Raw genomic sequence first — 17774 nt, forward strand, 5'->3', positions numbered from 1 at the left:
TGGTGGCCATGGCGGGAATTGCTCCACCCGATCCCATCCCGAACTCGGCCGTGAAAAACCCCAGCGCCCATGATACTGTGCCTCAAGGCACGGGAAAGTCGGTCGCCGCCAGATCTTCCAGTCAGTCCCTCCAACTCACCACCGCGGGGTGGAGCAGCCCGGTAGCTCGTCAGGCTCATAACCTGAAGGCCGCAGGTTCAAATCCTGCCCCCGCAACCAAACGTAAGCGTCTGATAAGACAACAGAAAAGCCACCCAAAAGGGTGGCTTTTTTGTGCCCAAAATCCAACGCAGGAAACACCAGCCGGGGCCCCACACAGCCGGGTAATCCCCAGCCCTCCAATTCTACCAACATGCGAAGCCACCTTCGGCGGGAAGTCTGCATCCGGCGGCAGGAACTTCCATCGGTGTGGTCCCAGATGGTTGTTCCCCAGCAGATCGCGTGCGCCGCGATGCGCCAGACTAAATGTCAGGTCTAGCGCGCCGCACGCAGTACCGACGGGTCATGGCGCTTTTCCCCTCTGCCGTGACCGTCAGGCGATTGTTACGACCTTGGTCAGATGACGTGGCGCAAGCGTATCCAGCTCGCGCATCCGCGCCACATATTCGCCCAGCAACTGCAGCACCGGCAGGCAGAGCAGGGGACGTACGAATGCCGGGCTGGAGATGGGCAGCGTGACATCGCCCGGACCGCCCAGTCCCAGCACGCGCGCGCCCTTTTCCATGACCTCGCGCGCGACCTGCGCTTCTTCGGCCGCCGTGTCCGGATGATAGAGCATGATGACACATGACCGTTCGTCGATCAGGCTGATCGGGCCATGACGATATTCCAGCGGATGGTGAGCCTCGGTCTGGCTCAGGCTCATTTCCTGCAGTTTCAGCGCTCCCTCGCGCGCGACGCCATATAATGCGCCGCCGCCCAGGAAGACGAAATGCGAACGTCCTTCGATGATCGCACGCAGGTGTGGGTCGGCCGCATCCAGCAGTTCTTCCGCCGCGCGCGTGGCCTCCGGCCCGACCGCAATCCCGGCATAGCGCAGCCCCATCAGCAGCATCAGGCTGGCGGATGCGGTCATCACGATCCCTTCTTCGGGATGTGTCTGCGCCACCACGACCTCGTCTGCATTCTTGCACAGGGCGCTTCCCGGGGCGCAACTGAATGCCGTGACCTCCAGCCCGGCATCCCGACTGGCCCTGGCTGCGGCTACCGTCTCGGTCGAAGCTCCACTACGTGACAGGGCGACGACATGTGGCGCGACTGTCGCGGGCACGTAATCATTGCGGCGTCGGGTCCATTCATTGCCCGGCACCGCGCGGGACATCACGCCCTGTGCATTCAGCGTCGCGGCGATTGAATCGGCAATATGCACAGACGTGCCGCAACCCACGACGACATGGACCTGCCCGGCGCGCGGCCGCACATGGTTCATGTCCACCCTGTTCCAGAGCGGGAACTGTTCGCGAATGCCGCGTTCCGTTGCGTTCATGCTCAATCCTCGTTTTCCGGCCTGTGGAGAAATATTGTTTGGGGCTGTGTGTCAGGAAACAGAAACAGCGGGGGATGCCGCATCGCGCAGCAGGCTCCGCCGTCGCTGCTCAGCCTGCCGACTGGGCCGTGATCGCGAAATAGGTCCGCGCCAACGCCGGAATCCGCAAGGACAGCCACTGGGTCGGTGGTGATCCCGGCCGCCTCGAACCCTTGGCTTGGGCAGCATGAACACCGCACAAGGCATTCCTCACCCTGCGCAATCCCGATCAGGTCTCTCGCCCCATCCTGATCGAACCGGGCCGGGTGCTAGAACTGCCAGCGGATGTCCCATGCCCTGTGGGCGAAATCACCCGCCCCCGCCACGCTGGATGCGGCCACATCCGTCGTGGTCACGCTGGCCCCCGTTCGAGGTGATGGCGCTGGAACGGAGACCCTGATGCGATGATAAAACGGGGACGGGCAGGTGCGCCTTACGGCTTGCCTGGTGCCAGCAGAGTCTGCGCGAAGAAGCGCGTCATCCACATGTAGCCCTGCAGCCAGTCCTGCGTACGCAGGAACGCATGGCGCTCCCCGGGGAAGACATGGTCTTCGTAGGGAACGCCCTGCGCGGTCAGCATCCGTGCCAGCAGCGTGGACTGCTCGAACTCCACATTACGGTCGTCATCGCCATGCACCAGCAGGACCGGCGCGCGCCAGTGCCCGATGTCCGCAATGGGGGAGGAGCGCCATTCCTGTTCATGCGCGTCGCGGTTCTGCTGGGGTGACAGGCCCGGATGGTCGGGTTCGGTCATGTCGTGGACACCGTGGAAATCCACCCCGGCGGCGAAGACATCGCTGTTACGCGCCAGCGCCAGCCCCGTCAGGTATCCACCCCAGCTGCCGCCCCAGATCCCGATCCTGTGGGTGTCCACATCGTCGCGCGCCTGCAGGTATGCCGCCGCCGCCTGCACGTCGCGATATTCGCTGGCCCCGGCGCGCCCGGTTTCAGGCGCATTGCGGAAGGCCTCGCCATAGCCCGAACCGCTGCGGTAATTCACCGACAGCACCACATATCCCTGCGACGCCAGCGTCTGGTTCATCAGGTAGGCGTTGGAATAATATCCCATCGCGTTGAACGCGGGCAGCATCTGGCGTTCCGGGCCACCATGGACGAACACCAGCGCGGGATGGCGACGGGCCGTATCATCGGGGGGCGTGAAAAGCTGCCCGTGCAGGTCAAGCCCGTCGGCACTGTGGAAGCGCACGTCCTGCGGTGTCACGAACGCGATGCCCTCAGGCAGTGCCGGTGTCACGGGGGAAAGGGCGTGCCCATTTTCCAGGACAACGGGGTGGGCCGTCTGCGTGACACTGGTTGCCATGACGGCAATGTCGGCCCCTGCCGTAACCAGGGTCGAAATCTCGTCATTGCCCGGTGTCAGCGCGACGGCGGCCCCATTCCCCGCGACAGGCCGCGACCAGGCCCGCCACTGGTCCAGATCCCCGGAATTGGAAGTATAGAGCAGGGTTTTTCCATCCTGCGACAACTGGTAGGCCGAAACTTCCGCACCATCGGGCGTCAGGCAGTCCGGCGCACCCTGTCCCGTCATCGGCAGGGCGCAGATGCGCATCCATCCGCTGCCTTCCCACGGGAACAGCAGCCTGCCATCCGCCGCCCAGTACGGGACGGACCCTTCAGGTGCCGCGAACCGCGATCCCTTGCCCGCAGGCGCGGTCCAGACGGTGTGTTCCGCCCCGGAGGCAAGGTCATGGACATGGATGGACCAGAACCGTCCCTTCTGCGGGTCTGTCCCCAGGATCGGGTCCTGCGTGCGGAAGAACGCCACTGACTTCCCGTCCGGGGAGAATACCGGCTGGCGATCGTTCGACAGGGCCGGCGGGATGAAGGTCAGGCTGCTGGCCTTTGCGCCCGCATCCCACAGCGCGATGACCCCATGGGACCCACGGTCGACTTCCACCGCGATGTGCCGCCCGTCAGGCGACCAGCGCAGCCCGGTGATCGCACCCGGCGTGGTGAAGGCGGCGGCAGGCATCGCCCCCGTGCGCGCGATCATCAGCGTGCCGCCACGGCTGAAGGCCAGGAAGGTCCCATCGGGGGAAAATGCGGGCGAATGTCCTTCGCCCATGACGGTATCGTGCCCTGACGGGCCGATCAGGTGGACCGTTTCCTTGCCCGCGAAGGTCGCCTGTCCCGCGTTGGGCGGCGCGTCGTTCGGGTATTCGGGATCGCCCCCCTCGACATAGGCGAGGCTCCGCCCGTCGGGCGTCAGGACCAGGCCCCACAGGTCGGTGCCGTCATCGCGCGTGTAATGGGTAAGGCGGCGCGGGGCCTGCCCATGGTCTGACACCATGATGTTGCGTACGCCCGCGCGCCGTTCCACCCACGCGATGCGCGGGGCCTGCGCCGCACCGGCAAGCCCGTTGGCGTAAGGCATCGCCAGCAGGGATGAAAGGCGTGTCTGCAGTGACGTATCACCCGGTGTCGCATCGCCGCCGGGGGCGGCCAGCGCGGAGGACGCCAGCAGCGCACTGCCCAGCAGGCCAAGGCCCGTACGACGCAGCAGGAAGGAGATGTCGGTCATCAGGGTGCGGCTCCGGCAAGGGTCGTGAAAATCTGTTCCTCCACCCGTGTGAAGGAAGAATAGGCGCCCGGCGTTATGGCATCTTCATCGGGATAACCGTCCGCCGCGAAGACGAACGCATCCCCGTTGGCGGTTTCGTACCAGAAGCCCGAATGCAGCCCGTAGGCATCGCCAAGGTGCCCGCGCAGTCCCCCGTGATAGCCACGATAGGGGATGCCCGGCCGCCCGTTCGGGTCCGGCTGTCCCGTCAACTGGATCATGCCCAGCCCGTAGCTGGCAATGGGATAGGGGCAGGTCCCGTCATGCCCGTCATACCGCCATGTCGGCGTTTCCATCTGCTGGACGCCGTGCGCGGACAGCAGGCGCGTGCCATCAAGGGTGCCCCCCTGCTGCATGAAGCGGGCGAGGCGGGCAAGGCCCGCGACGGAAACGCGCAGGCCGCCCTGTGGCGAAAACGCGGTGCCATTGGACCCGATGACATAGGTGGCAAGCTGTGCTGCGGACCATCCCTTTGGCGGCTGCGTATCGACCTGCGCCACGTAACCGGAGGGCATGTCGCGATACAGCGTCGCCAGCCGGTCGGGATGGCGCAGTTCCGCAATGTTGTAGCCGCCGTCAATGCCCAGGGGCTCCAGCACATGCGCCTGCTGGTAGCGGTCGAAGCGCTCGCCGCTGACCCGTTCGATGATGGTGCCGATCAGGCCGTAGCACAGGTTGCAGTATTCAAACCACGTCCCCGGCGGGTGCCCCGCGCCATGCGCGAAATGGTAATCCGGCTGTCCCACCCGATGGTCCGGGCCGAACAGGTTGGCCACCTTCTGTTCCGGCGGCAGGGTATAGCGGTCGGCATCCACGATGGTCGAGGTATGGTTGAGCAGCATCCGCACCGTGATCGGCACATCCGCGAAGTCCGGGTTGCGCAGGCGAAAGCCAAGGTACTCCGACGCATCCGCATCCAGCGACACACGCCCCTGTTCCACCAGTTCCATCAGCCCGATGGTCGTCACCAGCTTGGAGACGGAGGCGATGCGAAACAGCGTGTCCGGGCCGGCGGGCACGCTGCTGTCTTCGGTGCGGCGCGCGAACCCGCCATGGTAGCTGTAGGCAACGCGCCCCTTGTGCAGCCGCATGGCCACGATCGCGGCCAGCGGGCGTGATTCCCCCTGCGTCAGGATGGCGTCCATGGCGCTGTCCGTGGGGTTGGGGGCCGGTGTGGCCGCGACGGCGGGACTGATGGCCGCAAGTCCCAGCGCGCCGATCGCGCCAAGCAGTTTCATGCGTTTCATGGTGTGCTTCCCGGCTGCAGGCTGGTGCGCCTGCGTGTTGCCGCCCTGACGCGGTGGGCGGAGAAGGGCAGGGGCTGCATCTTCCCCCTGAGCCAGTCGCCCATGAAATCCGCATAATGGGCCGAACGTGGGTCGCCGCTCTGGCCGGGGAAGTTGAGGAAGACCGAATTGTCCCATTCGCCGACATCGCAGACCATCAGGTAACTCGCCCCTCCGGTGGCGGCATAGGGATCATGCCCCTTCGACAGCGGGTTGTACCATCGTGCCATGACGGTATAGGAATCTCCCCCCGTGCCCATCCGCGCACCGCCCAGCGTCGGGAACCGGGTCGCCACGCCGGGCGCATGCGCCAGCGGGTGATGCAGGGTGATCGTGTGCAGGGTTCCCCACCGCCATGCCGCCATGACGGGGCCAAGGCGTTCGCGCAGTTCCGCCTTCGCCGCGCGCAGGGCCTCCACCAGCATGGCGTCGCGTGCCCTGGCCGGATCTGCGCCGAACCGGGTATCGGGTGTGTGCAGCAGCGTCTTCTGCACCGTGGCGTTGATGGGGCCGGGCAGCAGGTCGTGCAGGTCCGCAGGGATCAGCAGCGCATGCAGCGCGCGTTCCAGCCGCGACCACCAGACCTCGTACAGCGCCGCCGCCGCGCTGTCGGCCTGTATGCTGCCATCCCAGCGGCGCAGCAGCGCCGCCACGTCCGCAAGGTCGGGCGGCACATCGCCCAGCAGCGCCACCATGTCCAGCGCAAGCCGGGAGAACGTGTCATGCTGCAGCGCCGCGCAGTCCGCGATGGTCGTGCGGGGCGTTGCCTGCAGCACATGGGCGACGCGGTCGTAGCGGAAGCGGTCGCGCCATTCGAAGCTGACGCGGCGTTCCTGCGCGGGATAGCCGGGTGGCAGGTTCATTTCATTGGACGTGCCGAACCAGCCACAGGCGGGATTGAAGGTCGAGGGCAGCATCTCCAGCGGCTGCAGCCCCTTCCAGTCGTAGCGCCCGTCGCCCGGCACCGGCAGCAACCCGTCATGCCCGTCCACGCGCGACGGCAGGCCGCCCGCCGCCTGCCAGCCGATATTGCCTGCCGTGTCGGCATAGGTGAAGTTGGTGGGGCTGGTATGGACACGCAGCGCCTCGCGGAAGCTGTCCCAGTCATGGGCAAGGTTCAGGCCGATATTGACCAGAAGCCCGTTCGCCCCCGGATACAGCCATGTCGCGCTGACCGCCGTTGCGCGGCGGCGCGCGGGATCGGCGGACACGACCGGCCCCTGCGCCGCGTAACGCAGCACCACGTCGCGCCCGGCCTCCCCCCGCACCGCGATATGCGTGGAGACGGTTTCCATCCGTTTCCATGCGCCGTCATGGAAATAACGGTCCGGATGCGACGGATGGGTGCGCAGGATGAACAGGTCTTCCTGGTCGATGTGGAAATTCGTCCGGCCAAAGGCGATATGCGCGTTATGGCCCTGCATCACGCCGGGCATCCCCGCCGTGCCGCCGCCAATCACATCCAGCCCCGGCGCGCTGAGGTGGATGACGTAACGCGGCCCCGGCACGCCAAAGCTCAGGTGCGGGTCGTTGGCAAGGATCGGCCGCTGTGTTGCCGTGCGCGCCGGCGCGATGACCCAGGCGTTGCTGCCGGAGTTCATGCGCCGGTGCTGCGTATCGCCCGGCTCTTCCACACGGCCAAGCGGCAGCGATGCCTGAAGCACATCGAACAGGCCAAGGTCCGCATCCGAAACCGCATGGACGTCCAGGCCGTTCGGGACGCGCAGTTCATGCGCGGGTTCCAGCGGCGTGGTCAGGGTGTCGTAGGACAGCACCCCGCGCGCGGCAAGGCGGGCGCGGCGGATCTCCGCGCGTGTATTTCCCGTGACCTCGGCGCGCACGCGGATCAGGTCCAGCACGTCCCACGCCATCGGCATGTAGTCGAAAACCGTGAATTCGGGCGGCAGGAGGTCGGGGCTGGCGCGCACCTGTGCAATGCGCGCGTTGATCCCCGCCACATACGCCCGCGCGCAGTCCTGCACCTGTGCAGGGAAGCGCGCCAGTTCGGCGGCCGCGTCGCCCCGGAACAGGAACAGCCGGTTGGCGGTGTCGGAGTCCACGAAATCCGCGCCGAAGACTTCCGCCAGGTGCCCCAGCGCCTGACGGTGGCCGAAATCCAGTTCCCACAGCCTGTCGCGCGCGACAAGGTAGCCGTTGGCGAAGAACGCGTCGGCAATGCTGCCTGCGCGGACATGGGGCACGCCCCAGTGGTCCTCCAGCACGTCCACCGGGGCCGACAGCCCCTCCAGCCCCGCGACCACGCTGCGGTGGCGCGTGGCGCGCACCGTGGGCGACAGGGCGATGAGGCCGGCAGCCGCCGCCCCGCCCAGCAGGACCTCGCGACGGCTGCACCCGATGTTGCGCATGCTGGGGCTCCTTATGCCGCGTCGGTCAGGGACGGGGTGGCCGTGCCGCGTATGAGGTCGCGGACCCGCAGCGCCGACCCGGCCGAAAGCGTGAAGCCCAGCGCGCCCTGCCCGACATTGAGCAGCAGGTTGGGATAGCGCGTGCGTGCGATGATCGGCACCCCGCTGGGCGTGGCGGGGCGCAGGCCCGCCCATGGCCGCGCGGTGTCATATGGCCCGGCCTGCGGCAGCGTTTCCGATGCAAGCGCACGCAGTCGCGCGATGCGGTGGGGGTTGATGCTGGCGTCACGCGCGCCGATATCGACCATCGCCGCAATGCGCAGCGCATCGCCAAGGCGGGCATAGACCACGCGGTTGTCGTAATCGGTGACGCTGACATCGGGCATGGTCCCGGCGGGGGAATTCGCCGTCAGGCTGTAGCCCTTGAGCCCGTAAAGCGGCAGGTCGAAGCCAAGCGGACGCGCCAGTTGCCGCGATCCCACGCCTGCGGCCAGCACGACAAGGTCGGTATCGTGCGCCCGGCCATCGACCATCACGTCGCACCGCCCGTTCGCGCCCGCGCCCAGGCTGGCCTGCCCGCGCAGCAGCGTGAAGGAGGGCATGGCCGTCATGGCGTCACGCAGCGACAGGCAGAACCGGTGGCAGTCCGCCACCTCGTCCGCGGGCGAGAAGATGCCCCCCGCAAGCTTTGGCGCAAGGGCGGCGAAGGCCGGTTCCACGCGCGCGCAGTCCGAAGGGGAAAGGACCTGTTCGAGTTCGGGGTTGCTGACGCTGGCGGCGGCCTTGCGGAATTTGGCGGCGTTGCGATAGACCACCAGCTTGCCCGGCTGCCGCCACAGGAAATCCTTCAGCCCTTCGGTGCGCCAGCGGCCAAGCTCGTCCTGGCTGCGCAGCGCGAGGCTCAGCAGCACCTTGCTGTTGCGGGCGTTGGTGGTGCTGTTGCACGCCCGCAGGAACGCCAGCATCCAGCGCCACTGGTGCGGGTCGGCGCGCAGGCGCAGCGAAATGGGCGAACCCGCCTGCAGCAGCCATGACAGGGTCTCGCGCGGTACGCCCGCATCCGCCAGCGGATGGACATAGCGGTAGCTCAGTTGCCCCCCATTGGCGAAACTTGCTTCCTCCCCCACGTCGCCGTTGCGTTCGAGGAGCGTGACCGCATGCCCGTCGCGCAGCAGCGCATAGGCCGTCGCCAGTCCCGTGACGCCGCCACCGATGACCGTGATATTGCGTTGTGCCGGCATCGACCCTGGTCCCCTGTCCTCACTATATATTACGCCATGGTAATGTTTTCATGGTGTTATTGAACCTGAAAACCTAGGAACAGATATCGCCGCAGGCCAGATTAAAAACGCTGCCTCCCCATAACCCATGGTTAAGGGCGGGGGGACGGCAGGCCCTACGGGCGGATATCATGGGAAATCCGCGCAATGGCATGCCCGCCTTCAAGCCGCAGTTCGCAGGGATAGAAGGCGCACGGCCCCTCATGATGGCTGATGCCCAGGATGGTCGTGCGTGGCAGCGCGGCAAGCAGGGCCGCATGGATGCGCCGCGTGTTGTCCGCATCCAGGGCGGAGGTCGCCTCGTCCATGAAAAGCAGGCCCGGCCGCCGCAGCAGCACCCGTGCGATGGCAATGCGCTGTGCCTCGCCGGGGGAGAGGACGGCATCCCATTGCGCGTCCTCGTCAAGGCGCGCGACATGGTGGTCAAGGTTGACGGCGTGCAGGACCGCCCCGTACCGGGCGTCGTCATGGCGGTCCGGCGCATGGGGGTAGGCAAGGACCGCGCGCAGGCTGCCCTGCGGCAGGTAGGCGCGCTGCGGCAGGAACATGCTGTCGCCGGGATCGAGGGCGATGGTGCCATGCCCATGTTCCCACAGCCCGGCAATGGCCCGCAGCAGGGTGGTCTTGCCGCTGCCCGACGCGCCGCGCACCAGCCAGCGTTCCCCCGCGCCGACATGCAGTTCCGGGATGTGCAGCAGGCGGCCCCCATCGGGACGGTCAAGGACAAGGTCGCGGATGTCGAGGCCGGGGGCCTGCGTGTCGATGCGGGTGATGCGTGTGCGTGGCGGCGTGCTGACGGTGCGTTCGAATTCATGCAGGCGCTGCAGGACCGAACGCAGGGTGGCAAGGTCGGTATAGTTGTTCATGAACCATTGCAGGCTGCGCCGGACCTGCATGAACGCCGCGTTGATGCGCGAATATTCCCCGAACGTCAGCGCATGGGCCGCCAGTTTCGGCAGCAGCAGCACCCACAGGATGATCGACGCGGTGCCGTTGAACAGGTCGCCCACGAAATTGGCCCGCCATGTATAGGTCACGACGCTGCGCCAGTTCCGCGCGATATTGCGCAGGTTATGCGAAAGCCGCAGCGTTTCCGCCCCTTCGCCCCGCATGAAGGCGATCTGTTCGGAATTGCGCCGCAGGTCCAGCAGGTCCGCGCGCAGGTCCGCGTCGAAATGCTGCTGCCGGTAATCGGCCTCCACCAGCGCTCCGCCCAGCTTCTCCATGATGACCGACGCGCCAACGGTTGCAAGGACGGTGCCCAGCAGCAGGTAGCCCGAGACATGGATGTGGTGGCCCAGGCAGGTCAGGTCGATGCTGCCGCCAAGATCCCACAGCACGACGGAAAATGACAGCAGGGTGGTCACGGCCTGGATGCCGTCAAGGCCCATGCGCAGGCTCAGCACCGTCATCTGCGACAGGTCGTCGGCAATCCTCTGGTCGGGGTTGTCGCCCGTCGCGGCGCCATGTTCCATCCGGTAATACGCGGTATCGGACAGGTACTGCCGCAGGTAGACCCGCGTGTTCCACAGGCGCCAGCGCATCGACAGCACCTGCGTGAGGTACGCCTGCAGCACGTAGCATCCGCTGGAGAGGACGCAGACCCCGATATAGGTCGGCAGCAGCCACAGGCACGTTTCCACCCGGTAGGCGAACATGGCGTCAAAGAAATGCTGGTTCCACCGGCCGAACCATACGGCCGTGCGGACATAGACGAACGACAGTCCCACGATCGTGGCCAGCATCGCCAGCGGGACCCATTTTTCGCGTGATCGCCAGAACGGCAGCAGGACCGTCCAGTCGGACAGGGAATGGCGGGCAGGAGGGTCAGTACGTCGCACGCAGGGTCGCCATGAAGTTGCGGGGGGCGGCGGGGAAATTGAACTGCCACACGCCGCTGGCCCGTTCGTAATAATAACGGTTGGTCAGGTTATTGGCATTGAGCTGCACGCGCAGGTGCCGGTTGATGGCATAGCCGACGACGCTGTCGATGGTCATGTAGCCGCCCTGCACCGTGGTGGGATAGCCGCCGCGCAGGTTGCTGCTGGCGTCGATGCCGGCCCCGAGGCTCAGCCCCTTCAGGCGGCCGGAGGGCAGGGTATAGTGCACCCATGACTTGAACATGTGATGCGGCGAATACGCCCCCCCGAAATCCGCCGAGGACGGGTTGGAGAGTTTGGTGTCAAGGTAGGTATAGCCGATCGAGACGCTGAGGTTGGGCAGGATCTCCCCATCCATCTGCGCCTCCCATCCCTGCCGGCGGATGGGGCCGGTGGTGATGTAGAACCCGACATGTTCGGGGTCCGACAGGGGCTAGTTGACGCTTTCCATGCGGAACAGCGCGGTCGAGACATTGAGGCGGCCGTGGAAATACGCGCCCTTGAACCCGGTCTCCACCTGGTTGCCAAGCTGTGGCGCAAGCCCGCCGCCGCGATAGCGCATGTCGCCCACCGACGGGGTGAAGATGCTGGCGTAACTGGCGTACCACGACAGGTTCGGGGTGATCTGGTACACCGTGCCAAGGTAGGGCGTCAGTTGGGCATGGATGTCGGACTGCGTCGTCCACGCCCCGCGTGGCGAGGGGGCGGCATCGCGCTCATGCTCGTAAAAGCGCGAGATGCGCCCGCCCAGTACCACCGACAGGCCCCGCACGGGTTCAAGGCGCAGTTGCCCGTAAAACCCCCACTGGAAGGCGTTGTCGTCGCTGCCCTCGGCCCCGCCGGAAGAGCGGGCGTAGCTGATGCTGCCGGGCGCGGGGGCGGGCACGGTGGCGGTGTTGTTGATGCTGACATTGTCATAGACGCCACTGCCGGTGATGTCCGGATAGGCCACGTACTGGTCATACGAATTGTAATTGAAGCCCACCAGCAGGTGGTGTGTATGGTGGAACAGGCGGAACGCGCCCGTGGCATAGATATCGGCCGAACGCGACACGTTGGTGCCCTTCTGCGCCGAAATGCCCTGGTCCTCATAGGTCAGCAGGCCACTCTTTGCGTCGATGGTCGTCCATGGTTCGTTATAGAGCATGTTGTAGCTCTGGTCATAGAACGTCCCGCGCGCCGTCAGCGTCCAGTCCCGCCCGATCTTGTGCGACAGCGACACGGCGGTCTGCTGCGTCATGTAGTTGCTGTAGCCCCATGGCTGCGACGGGTTGGCCGACCTGCCCCCATACCACAGCGTTCTGTCCGTCGTGACCGGCAGCCCGAAATAGGGTGCGGTGATGTCCTGCTGCTGTGCCGCGTGGGAGACGAGGAACGTCGTCGTGGGCGTGATGTCCCATTCCAGCGCGCCATAGGCCTGCCATTTGCGCGAATGGGAATACTGGTAAAAATAGCGGTTGTCCTCGAACAGGTCGGCGGTGCGAAAGCGCAGCGTCCCCGAACGGTTGAGCGGCGTGCTGAGGTCGATGTCCGCGCGGTAGTGGTCGAAGCTGCCCACACCTGCCGCGCCGCTGAGGGCGAAGTCGCGTCCCGGCTTCTTCGTCACCTCGTTGACCACGCCGCCCGCGCCGCCCGCCCCCTGCAGCAGTCCCGCCGCGCCACGCAGCACCTCGATGCGTTCATACATCGACAGGTCGAACGATGCGTTGTTGAGCGTCCCCGCCGCGTTGGGCGTGCCATCGAGCGACGTCGTCAACTGGTAGCCGCGGGAGTAGAAATTCGAATTCGCGCTTGATCCCGGCAGCACGCGGACGCCGTTCACCTGCCGCATGGCATCCGTCATCGTCAGCATGTTGGAATCCTGCATCCGTTCCTGCGTGATGACGGAAATGGAATGTGGCACGTCCTTCAGTGCGACGCCGGATTTGCCCCAGATGTCGGTCGCCGGCACCGTATAGGACCCACGGTTGGCCCGGACCTCGATCGTCTCCGCCTGGGGGGTGTCGGGTGCGCGATGTGTCGGTGCGGTGGTGGTGGCATGCGCTCTGGTGGCGGGCACGGGCGATATGGCTGCCGGTGGGGCATGATGGGGGCGGTGGTGCGGGACCGCACGGGCAGGATGTGCGATCAGGCACCCGCACAGGACGATTCCGAACGGGGTGATCCCGCGCGGGGCGACCCCGGCAGGCGGGGTCGCCTTTGGAAAACGCGACATGGGTTGCGATCCTGAACTGACATGAAACCAGCCAGCAGGACAGGGACGCGATCACGCATGTCCCGCACCATCACGCAGGTGGTGGGGAGATCGCGCGGATGCGGGGCCTGTGGTCCATGCTGGCGCCAGGGTTCACGCAGCAGGGGGCGGCCCACGGGATGGGGGGATGCCGGGGGAAATGACCGGTGGCGCGCGCGGTTGCCCCGGACGGGCATGCGGGCGCGCCCATGCCATGGGGGGCAGCGGCATGAAAGGCAGCGCCGCAAGCGCCATGGCGGGCAGGTGCAGCAGTGGGCACAGCGTGCACGACCCGTCATGGTCGTGATGGGCCGTGTCATGGCTGAAGGCATGGAGCAGGGCATGGGCGATGGGGGGCGATGGCCCGTCCATGGCCATTGCGGCATCCATCGTGGCGTCGCCGCACCCGGCCATCGGGGCTGCCGGCGCGATATCGATGCCCGTCAGGCGTTCGATCGTGGCGCGCGGCATCTCCCCCGGCAGGGCACGGCCCAGCACCAGCAGTTGCCCCATGAAGCCCAGCAGCGTGCATGCGACAACCAGCCAGCGCACGGCGCGCAGGCCTGTCACTGGATGGGGAATGCGCGCCATGGACCGCAAAGACATGCCTTTTTTCACGAACGGGCGCCAATGTCGGCCACGTGGCAACGCTTGTCAAATCCGCAGGCGGGTATAATGTGTCGATCCCGCAACGGTGCGGCGGCGCGTCCGCAACGAATCCCCCGCCATGGCCACCAGATGGCCATGATGCCCCCACGTTGCATGAAAATGCGGCCCGACAGGCTGGCTTACAGAAGGAATGGTCATGTCCGGACTCCTTGCAATCCTGCGACGCGGTGCCATGACCGCCACGGTTGCGCTGGCATGTGCAACAGCCCCGGCGCAGGCCGCGACGCTGGCGCAGGATGTCGCGAAAACCGTGGCCGGGCAGCCGGGACATTTCGCCGTCTATGCCGCGATGTCGGGACAGCGCCCGCAGGTCTGCCTGAACTGCCGCGATTACATCAACGCCGCCAGCACCATGAAGCTGTTCGTGATGGATGCGGCCTATGACATGTTCACCAAGGGCACCCTCCATCCGGAGGAGACCATTGTCGTGCATAACAGTTTCCACTCGCTGGTGGGCACGCGCAGCTTCGCGCTGGAGCAGAAGGAGGATTCCTACGACCCGCTCTATGCACAGATCGGCAGGCCCGTGGCGGTGTCCGAACTGGTGCGCGTGATGATCCAGTACAGCAGCAACCTTGCCACCAACCTGATGATCGAGCGCATCGGCGTGCCCTACATCCATGCCGTCATGGATGCGCAACACCTGCGCGGGGTGCGCTTTGGCCGCATGATCGAGGATTATGACGCCAACGACAGGGGCATCCATAACGAGATGACGGCCAGGGGGCTTGGCCAGTTCATGCAGAAGCTTGACCATGGGGAGATTATCGGCCCCGCGCAGAGTGCTGCGATGATCGACATCCTGCGCGGGCAGCATTTCAACGACATGATCCCCCCCGGCCTGCCATCGGGCACCCCGGTCGCGCACAAGACCGGCTGGGTCGAGGGCGTGCGCAACGATGCGGGTATCGTCTTCCTGCCTGACGGGCGTCATTATATTCTGGTCATGCTGACGAAATCCCTGCCGGACGAGGCCGCGGGCATCCGTGTGCTGAACACCATTTCCCACCAGGTCTATGACCATTTCGTGTCCGCCCCGGCGCAGGGCGCGGCAAAGGGCGGATAGGGGCGGCTCCCCTTTCGGGGTACCATGCGATTGCGCGCCGCATGGGGCCGCGGGTTCCGGCACGGCGCGCGGCATTGGATCACCAGTCAGGTTACGGAGGCCTCGGGACGACATGCGGTTGCGTCAGATTGAAGTGTTCTATGCGATCATGACGACGGGATCGTTGCGTCGTGCGGCGGAGGTGCTGCATGTCTCCCAGCCCGCCGCAAGCAAGGTGCTGCGTTACGCGGAACAGTCACTGGGCTTCGCCCTGTTCGAACGCACCGGCGGGCGCCTTGTCCCCACGCGTGAGGCGCAGATCATGCTGCCGCATGTCAACACGATCTTTGGCAAGCTGTCGGACCTCAAGCGCCTGACCGACAACCTGCGCTATGCCCGCGATGGCCATTGCATCAGCATCGGCTGTGTCCCCAGCCTTGGACTCAGCCTCGTGCCGCGGGTGATCCAGCGCTACCACGCCAGCCATCCGGGAACGGAACTGACGATCGATACCCTCCACGGCACCGAAATCGTGTCGCGCATCCTCAACCATGATCTCGACCTCGGCGTCGTGTTTGGCGATTATACCTGCGATGGGGTCAGTTCCCATCATATTGCCGATGTGCCGCTGCTGCTGATTGATGGCGGCGACAGTAACGGGAAGGCCGTTGCCCTGGAACGGATCGACCCGGCCCGTTACATCGGGTTGAGCGAGAATGACCCGACCGCGCGCCTGCTGGACATGGCGATGGAGGAAGCGGGCCTCTGCACGGCCCCGTCGGTACGGGTGCGCACGCATTACATGGCGGCCGAACTGGTGCGGTTGGGGGCGGGGTGCGCCATTGTCGATGCCCTGACCGCGCTGCACCATCCCGGCCTGTCGAAACCGCACGAGATCTCGCCACCGCTGCATGTGGCCTGCACGGTGCTGTTCCGCGCGGATTACGCGCTTTCGCATATTTCGCGCGACATCCTGTCGCTTTTGCGCACGGAACTCGATGTGGATCTCGAGCGGCTGCGTCACTGATCCGCCGGGAGTGGCCGCAGTGCGCATTTCCGCAAAAATGCTCCGTTTTCCATGACTTTTTGGAAAAAATACGCACCGGTTTCATGAAGGGCATCATCCTTGGGGCGTATACCCCAAGGTTAAGGCCGGGTAGCATCTGGTTATGCGACAGGGCGTGGATTTCATGCTTTGCTGCGGGTGGTGCCATGCCATGTGTGTGACGACGCCATCTTGTGTTCAGCAGCGTCAGGACAACCGATAGTGAAAAAGTCATTTGCGCGACGGATCGGCCGTTGCATCGGGGAAATGGGCATAGCTTCGCTTGCGGTGCTGCCCCTCGCGGTTTCTTCCTCACGGGCGGCACCCGCGTTGCCGGCGGGACTGAGCGCCGCGCAGATCGATGATGTTGTCGCGCGCGCGCGCGATGCGTTCCATGTGCCGGGCGTGGCCGTGGCGGTGGTGCATGACGGACAGGTCGTCTTCGCCCGTGGATATGGCCGCCGGGGCGAGGACGCGCACAGCGGCAATGTCGATACGCGCACGCTGTTCGCCATCGGGTCCAACACCAAGGAATTCACGACAACCGCGCTTGCGACACTCGTGGATGCGGGAAAGCTGAAATGGGATGACCGGGTGATCGACCACATGCCGGAATTCCGCGTGGCCGATCCCGCCATCACACGCGATTTCCGCGTCAGCGACCTGCTGACGCACCATAGCGGCATGGGCGAGGGCGCGGGCGACCTGATGCTGTTTTCCCACAGCACCTATACCCGGCCCGAAGTGCTGGCGGCGTTGCCCTACATGCCGTTTACCGCACCGTTCCGGGTGGAGTATGCCTATAACAACCTGCTGTATGTCGTCGCCGGTGCCCTGGTGGAGAAAATTACCGGTACAAGCTGGGAAAATTATGTCCAGTCACACCTGATCGATGCTGCCGGACTGCCTGCCTGCCAGAGCACGCCGCCGGTCAGGGGGCAGGTGGATGTCGCGACGGGGGAAGGCGGGGATCCCGAACTGCCTGACCGCGCCGCGCTGCGCCTGCCTACGGTGGCGCCCGCAGGCGGGATCTGGTGCAGTGCGGATGGTGTCAGCCGCTGGGTGCAGATGTTCCTCAATGGCGGGAAGACGCCCGAAGGCAGGACCATCATCAGCACCGCGCAGCGTGATGCGGTCTGGGCGCCGCATGCACTGCTGCCGCTGCCGGATACGGCACCGGCGACACAGGGGCATTTCCGCGCCTATGGCTATGGCTGGTTCACCGAGGACTTCTTTGGCAAAAAGCGTGTGTGGCACACGGGAACGATCGACGGGATGGTCAGCTACATCTCGTTCCTGCCGGAAATGAAGACCGGGATCGTGGTCCTGACCAATCATGATGACAACCATGCGACCTATGCCATCCAGACGACGTTGAATTCCCTTGTCGTGACGGGGAAGAGCGATGACTGGGTCAGGCACTGGAAGGATGTGGCCACGGCCCATGAAGCGGCAGAGGCAAAGGCTGCCGCGACCGATGGCCCCGGATCGCCCGCACGTCCGTTCGTCACGCTGTCGGCGCAGGCGGCGCACGATTATGTCGGGCTGTATCATGATGACTGGCGTGGCAACATGCATGTCACGCAGAAAGGTGCTGAACTGCGGCTGACCTTTGACAAGGCGGTCGGGCTTTCGGGTGTGCTTTCGGCATTGCCGCACGACCTGTTCGTGGTGCACTGGGACAATCGTGCGCAGGATGCCGAGGATGACTGCTATGTTCAGTTCCAGCGTGATATGACGGGCAAGGTTACCGACATGAAGATGCAGGTTATCGGGTCGGACTTCAGCTTTGACGCGCAGGACCTGCATCCGCACAGGGTTTCCGACCAGCCGTGATCAGGGCAGGGATGTTCTTTTTTGTAAA

The 17774-nt window shown here is 65.5% G+C and carries 12 protein-coding genes, 1 tRNA gene, 1 rRNA gene and 1 pseudogene; 6 read left to right on the top strand and 9 right to left on the bottom strand.

Features of this window, described 5'->3' with window-relative positions:
• Positions 1-114, top strand: a 5S ribosomal RNA gene (gene rrf / locus KMAL_RS06660); the annotation flags it as partial.
• A 28-nt stretch (positions 115-142) separates the two neighbouring features.
• Positions 143-219 (top strand) — tRNA-Met (locus tag KMAL_RS06665).
• A gap of 313 nt (positions 220-532) precedes the next feature.
• Here KMAL_RS06665 and KMAL_RS06670 read toward each other — a convergent pair.
• Positions 533-1486 (bottom strand): SIS domain-containing protein, encoded by a 954-nt coding sequence (locus KMAL_RS06670; RefSeq protein ID WP_110094970.1) that lies wholly within the window; start codon positions 1484-1486, stop codon positions 533-535.
• A gap of 324 nt (positions 1487-1810) precedes the next feature.
• On the opposite strand from KMAL_RS06670, the gene KMAL_RS17785 reads away from it, so the two are divergent.
• Complete coding sequence (locus KMAL_RS17785; protein ID WP_275399315.1) at positions 1811-1933, top strand: hypothetical protein; 123 nt, start codon at positions 1811-1813, stop codon at positions 1931-1933.
• 25 nt (positions 1934-1958) lie between these two features.
• On the opposite strand, the gene KMAL_RS06675 is transcribed toward KMAL_RS17785, so the two are convergent.
• The 8 genes and pseudogenes from KMAL_RS06675 to KMAL_RS17210 form a co-directional block, all read right to left on the bottom strand.
• Positions 1959-4067: a S9 family peptidase gene (locus KMAL_RS06675; protein WP_239019991.1), complete on the bottom strand. Its 2109-nt coding sequence runs from the start codon at positions 4065-4067 to the stop codon at positions 1959-1961.
• The gene (locus KMAL_RS06680; protein WP_239019992.1) at positions 4067-5353 is read right to left on the bottom strand and encodes a serine hydrolase domain-containing protein; all 1287 of its coding nucleotides are present in this window, start codon (positions 5351-5353) and stop codon (positions 4067-4069) included. The genes KMAL_RS06675 and KMAL_RS06680 overlap by 1 nt, the downstream gene beginning before the upstream one ends.
• The gene (locus KMAL_RS06685; protein ID WP_110094971.1) at positions 5350-7758 is read right to left on the bottom strand and encodes a penicillin acylase family protein; all 2409 of its coding nucleotides are present in this window, start codon (positions 7756-7758) and stop codon (positions 5350-5352) included. Before KMAL_RS06685 ends, KMAL_RS06680 begins: the two co-directional genes overlap by 4 nt.
• 11 nt (positions 7759-7769) lie before the next feature.
• Positions 7770-8999, bottom strand: a complete 1230-nt coding sequence (locus KMAL_RS06690) for an FAD-dependent oxidoreductase (protein ID WP_110094972.1) — start codon at positions 8997-8999, stop codon at positions 7770-7772.
• Between the two features lie 155 nt (positions 9000-9154).
• Positions 9155-10879 (bottom strand): ABC transporter ATP-binding protein/permease, encoded by a 1725-nt coding sequence (locus KMAL_RS06695; protein ID WP_110094973.1) that lies wholly within the window; start codon positions 10877-10879, stop codon positions 9155-9157.
• Positions 10866-13133: pseudogene (locus KMAL_RS06700) on the bottom strand (TonB-dependent siderophore receptor). The gene KMAL_RS06695 and the pseudogene KMAL_RS06700 overlap by 14 nt, the downstream one beginning before the upstream one ends.
• A gap of 132 nt (positions 13134-13265) precedes the next feature.
• Entirely contained in the window at positions 13266-13757 is a 492-nt protein-coding gene (locus KMAL_RS06705) for a hypothetical protein (protein ID WP_239019993.1), read from the bottom strand.
• Between the two features lie 48 nt (positions 13758-13805).
• Positions 13806-13958: a hypothetical protein gene (locus KMAL_RS17210; RefSeq protein ID WP_167400113.1), complete on the bottom strand. Its 153-nt coding sequence runs from the start codon at positions 13956-13958 to the stop codon at positions 13806-13808.
• On the opposite strand from KMAL_RS17210, the gene KMAL_RS06710 reads away from it, so the two are divergent.
• From KMAL_RS06710 to KMAL_RS06720, 3 genes are all read left to right on the top strand, one after another.
• A complete protein-coding gene (locus KMAL_RS06710) occupies positions 13957-14886 on the top strand; it encodes a serine hydrolase (protein WP_239019994.1) in 930 nt (309 codons plus the stop codon). The two genes, KMAL_RS17210 and KMAL_RS06710, sit on opposite strands and share 2 nt — an antisense overlap.
• A 112-nt stretch (positions 14887-14998) precedes the next feature.
• Positions 14999-15892 carry a LysR family transcriptional regulator gene (locus KMAL_RS06715; RefSeq protein ID WP_110094976.1) on the top strand — a complete coding sequence of 298 codons (894 nt, stop codon included), beginning with the start codon at positions 14999-15001 and terminating at the stop codon, positions 15890-15892.
• 240 nt (positions 15893-16132) lie between these two features.
• Positions 16133-17746 (top strand): serine hydrolase, encoded by a 1614-nt coding sequence (locus KMAL_RS06720; protein ID WP_239019995.1) that lies wholly within the window; start codon positions 16133-16135, stop codon positions 17744-17746.
• Positions 17747-17774: the final 28 nt, after the last annotated feature.

The sequence above is a fragment of the Novacetimonas maltaceti genome (genome assembly GCF_002906255.1).
Taxonomy (GTDB): domain Bacteria; phylum Pseudomonadota; class Alphaproteobacteria; order Acetobacterales; family Acetobacteraceae; genus Novacetimonas; species Novacetimonas maltaceti.

Bases quoted from the DNA above. Each gene is read 5' to 3' on its own strand.
- KMAL_RS06685 (WP_110094971.1), bottom strand. From the start codon at position 7,758: ATGCGCAACATCGGGTGCAGCCGTCGCGAGGTCCTGCTGGGCGGGGCG.
- KMAL_RS06680 (WP_239019992.1), bottom strand. From the start codon at position 5,353: ATGAAACGCATGAAACTGCTTGGCGCGATCGGCGCGCTGGGACTTGCG.
- KMAL_RS06705 (WP_239019993.1), bottom strand. From the start codon at position 13,757: ATGTCTTTGCGGTCCATGGCGCGCATTCCCCATCCAGTGACAGGCCTG.
- KMAL_RS06675 (WP_239019991.1), bottom strand. From the start codon at position 4,067: ATGACCGACATCTCCTTCCTGCTGCGTCGTACGGGCCTTGGCCTGCTG.
- KMAL_RS06715 (WP_110094976.1), top strand. From the start codon at position 14,999: ATGCGGTTGCGTCAGATTGAAGTGTTCTATGCGATCATGACGACGGGA.
- KMAL_RS06670 (WP_110094970.1), bottom strand. From the start codon at position 1,486: ATGAACGCAACGGAACGCGGCATTCGCGAACAGTTCCCGCTCTGGAAC.
- KMAL_RS06710 (WP_239019994.1), top strand. From the start codon at position 13,957: ATGTCCGGACTCCTTGCAATCCTGCGACGCGGTGCCATGACCGCCACG.
- KMAL_RS17210 (WP_167400113.1), bottom strand. From the start codon at position 13,958: ATGACCATTCCTTCTGTAAGCCAGCCTGTCGGGCCGCATTTTCATGCA.
- KMAL_RS17785 (WP_275399315.1), top strand. From the start codon at position 1,811: ATGTCCCATGCCCTGTGGGCGAAATCACCCGCCCCCGCCACGCTGGAT.
- KMAL_RS06690 (WP_110094972.1), bottom strand. From the start codon at position 8,999: ATGCCGGCACAACGCAATATCACGGTCATCGGTGGCGGCGTCACGGGA.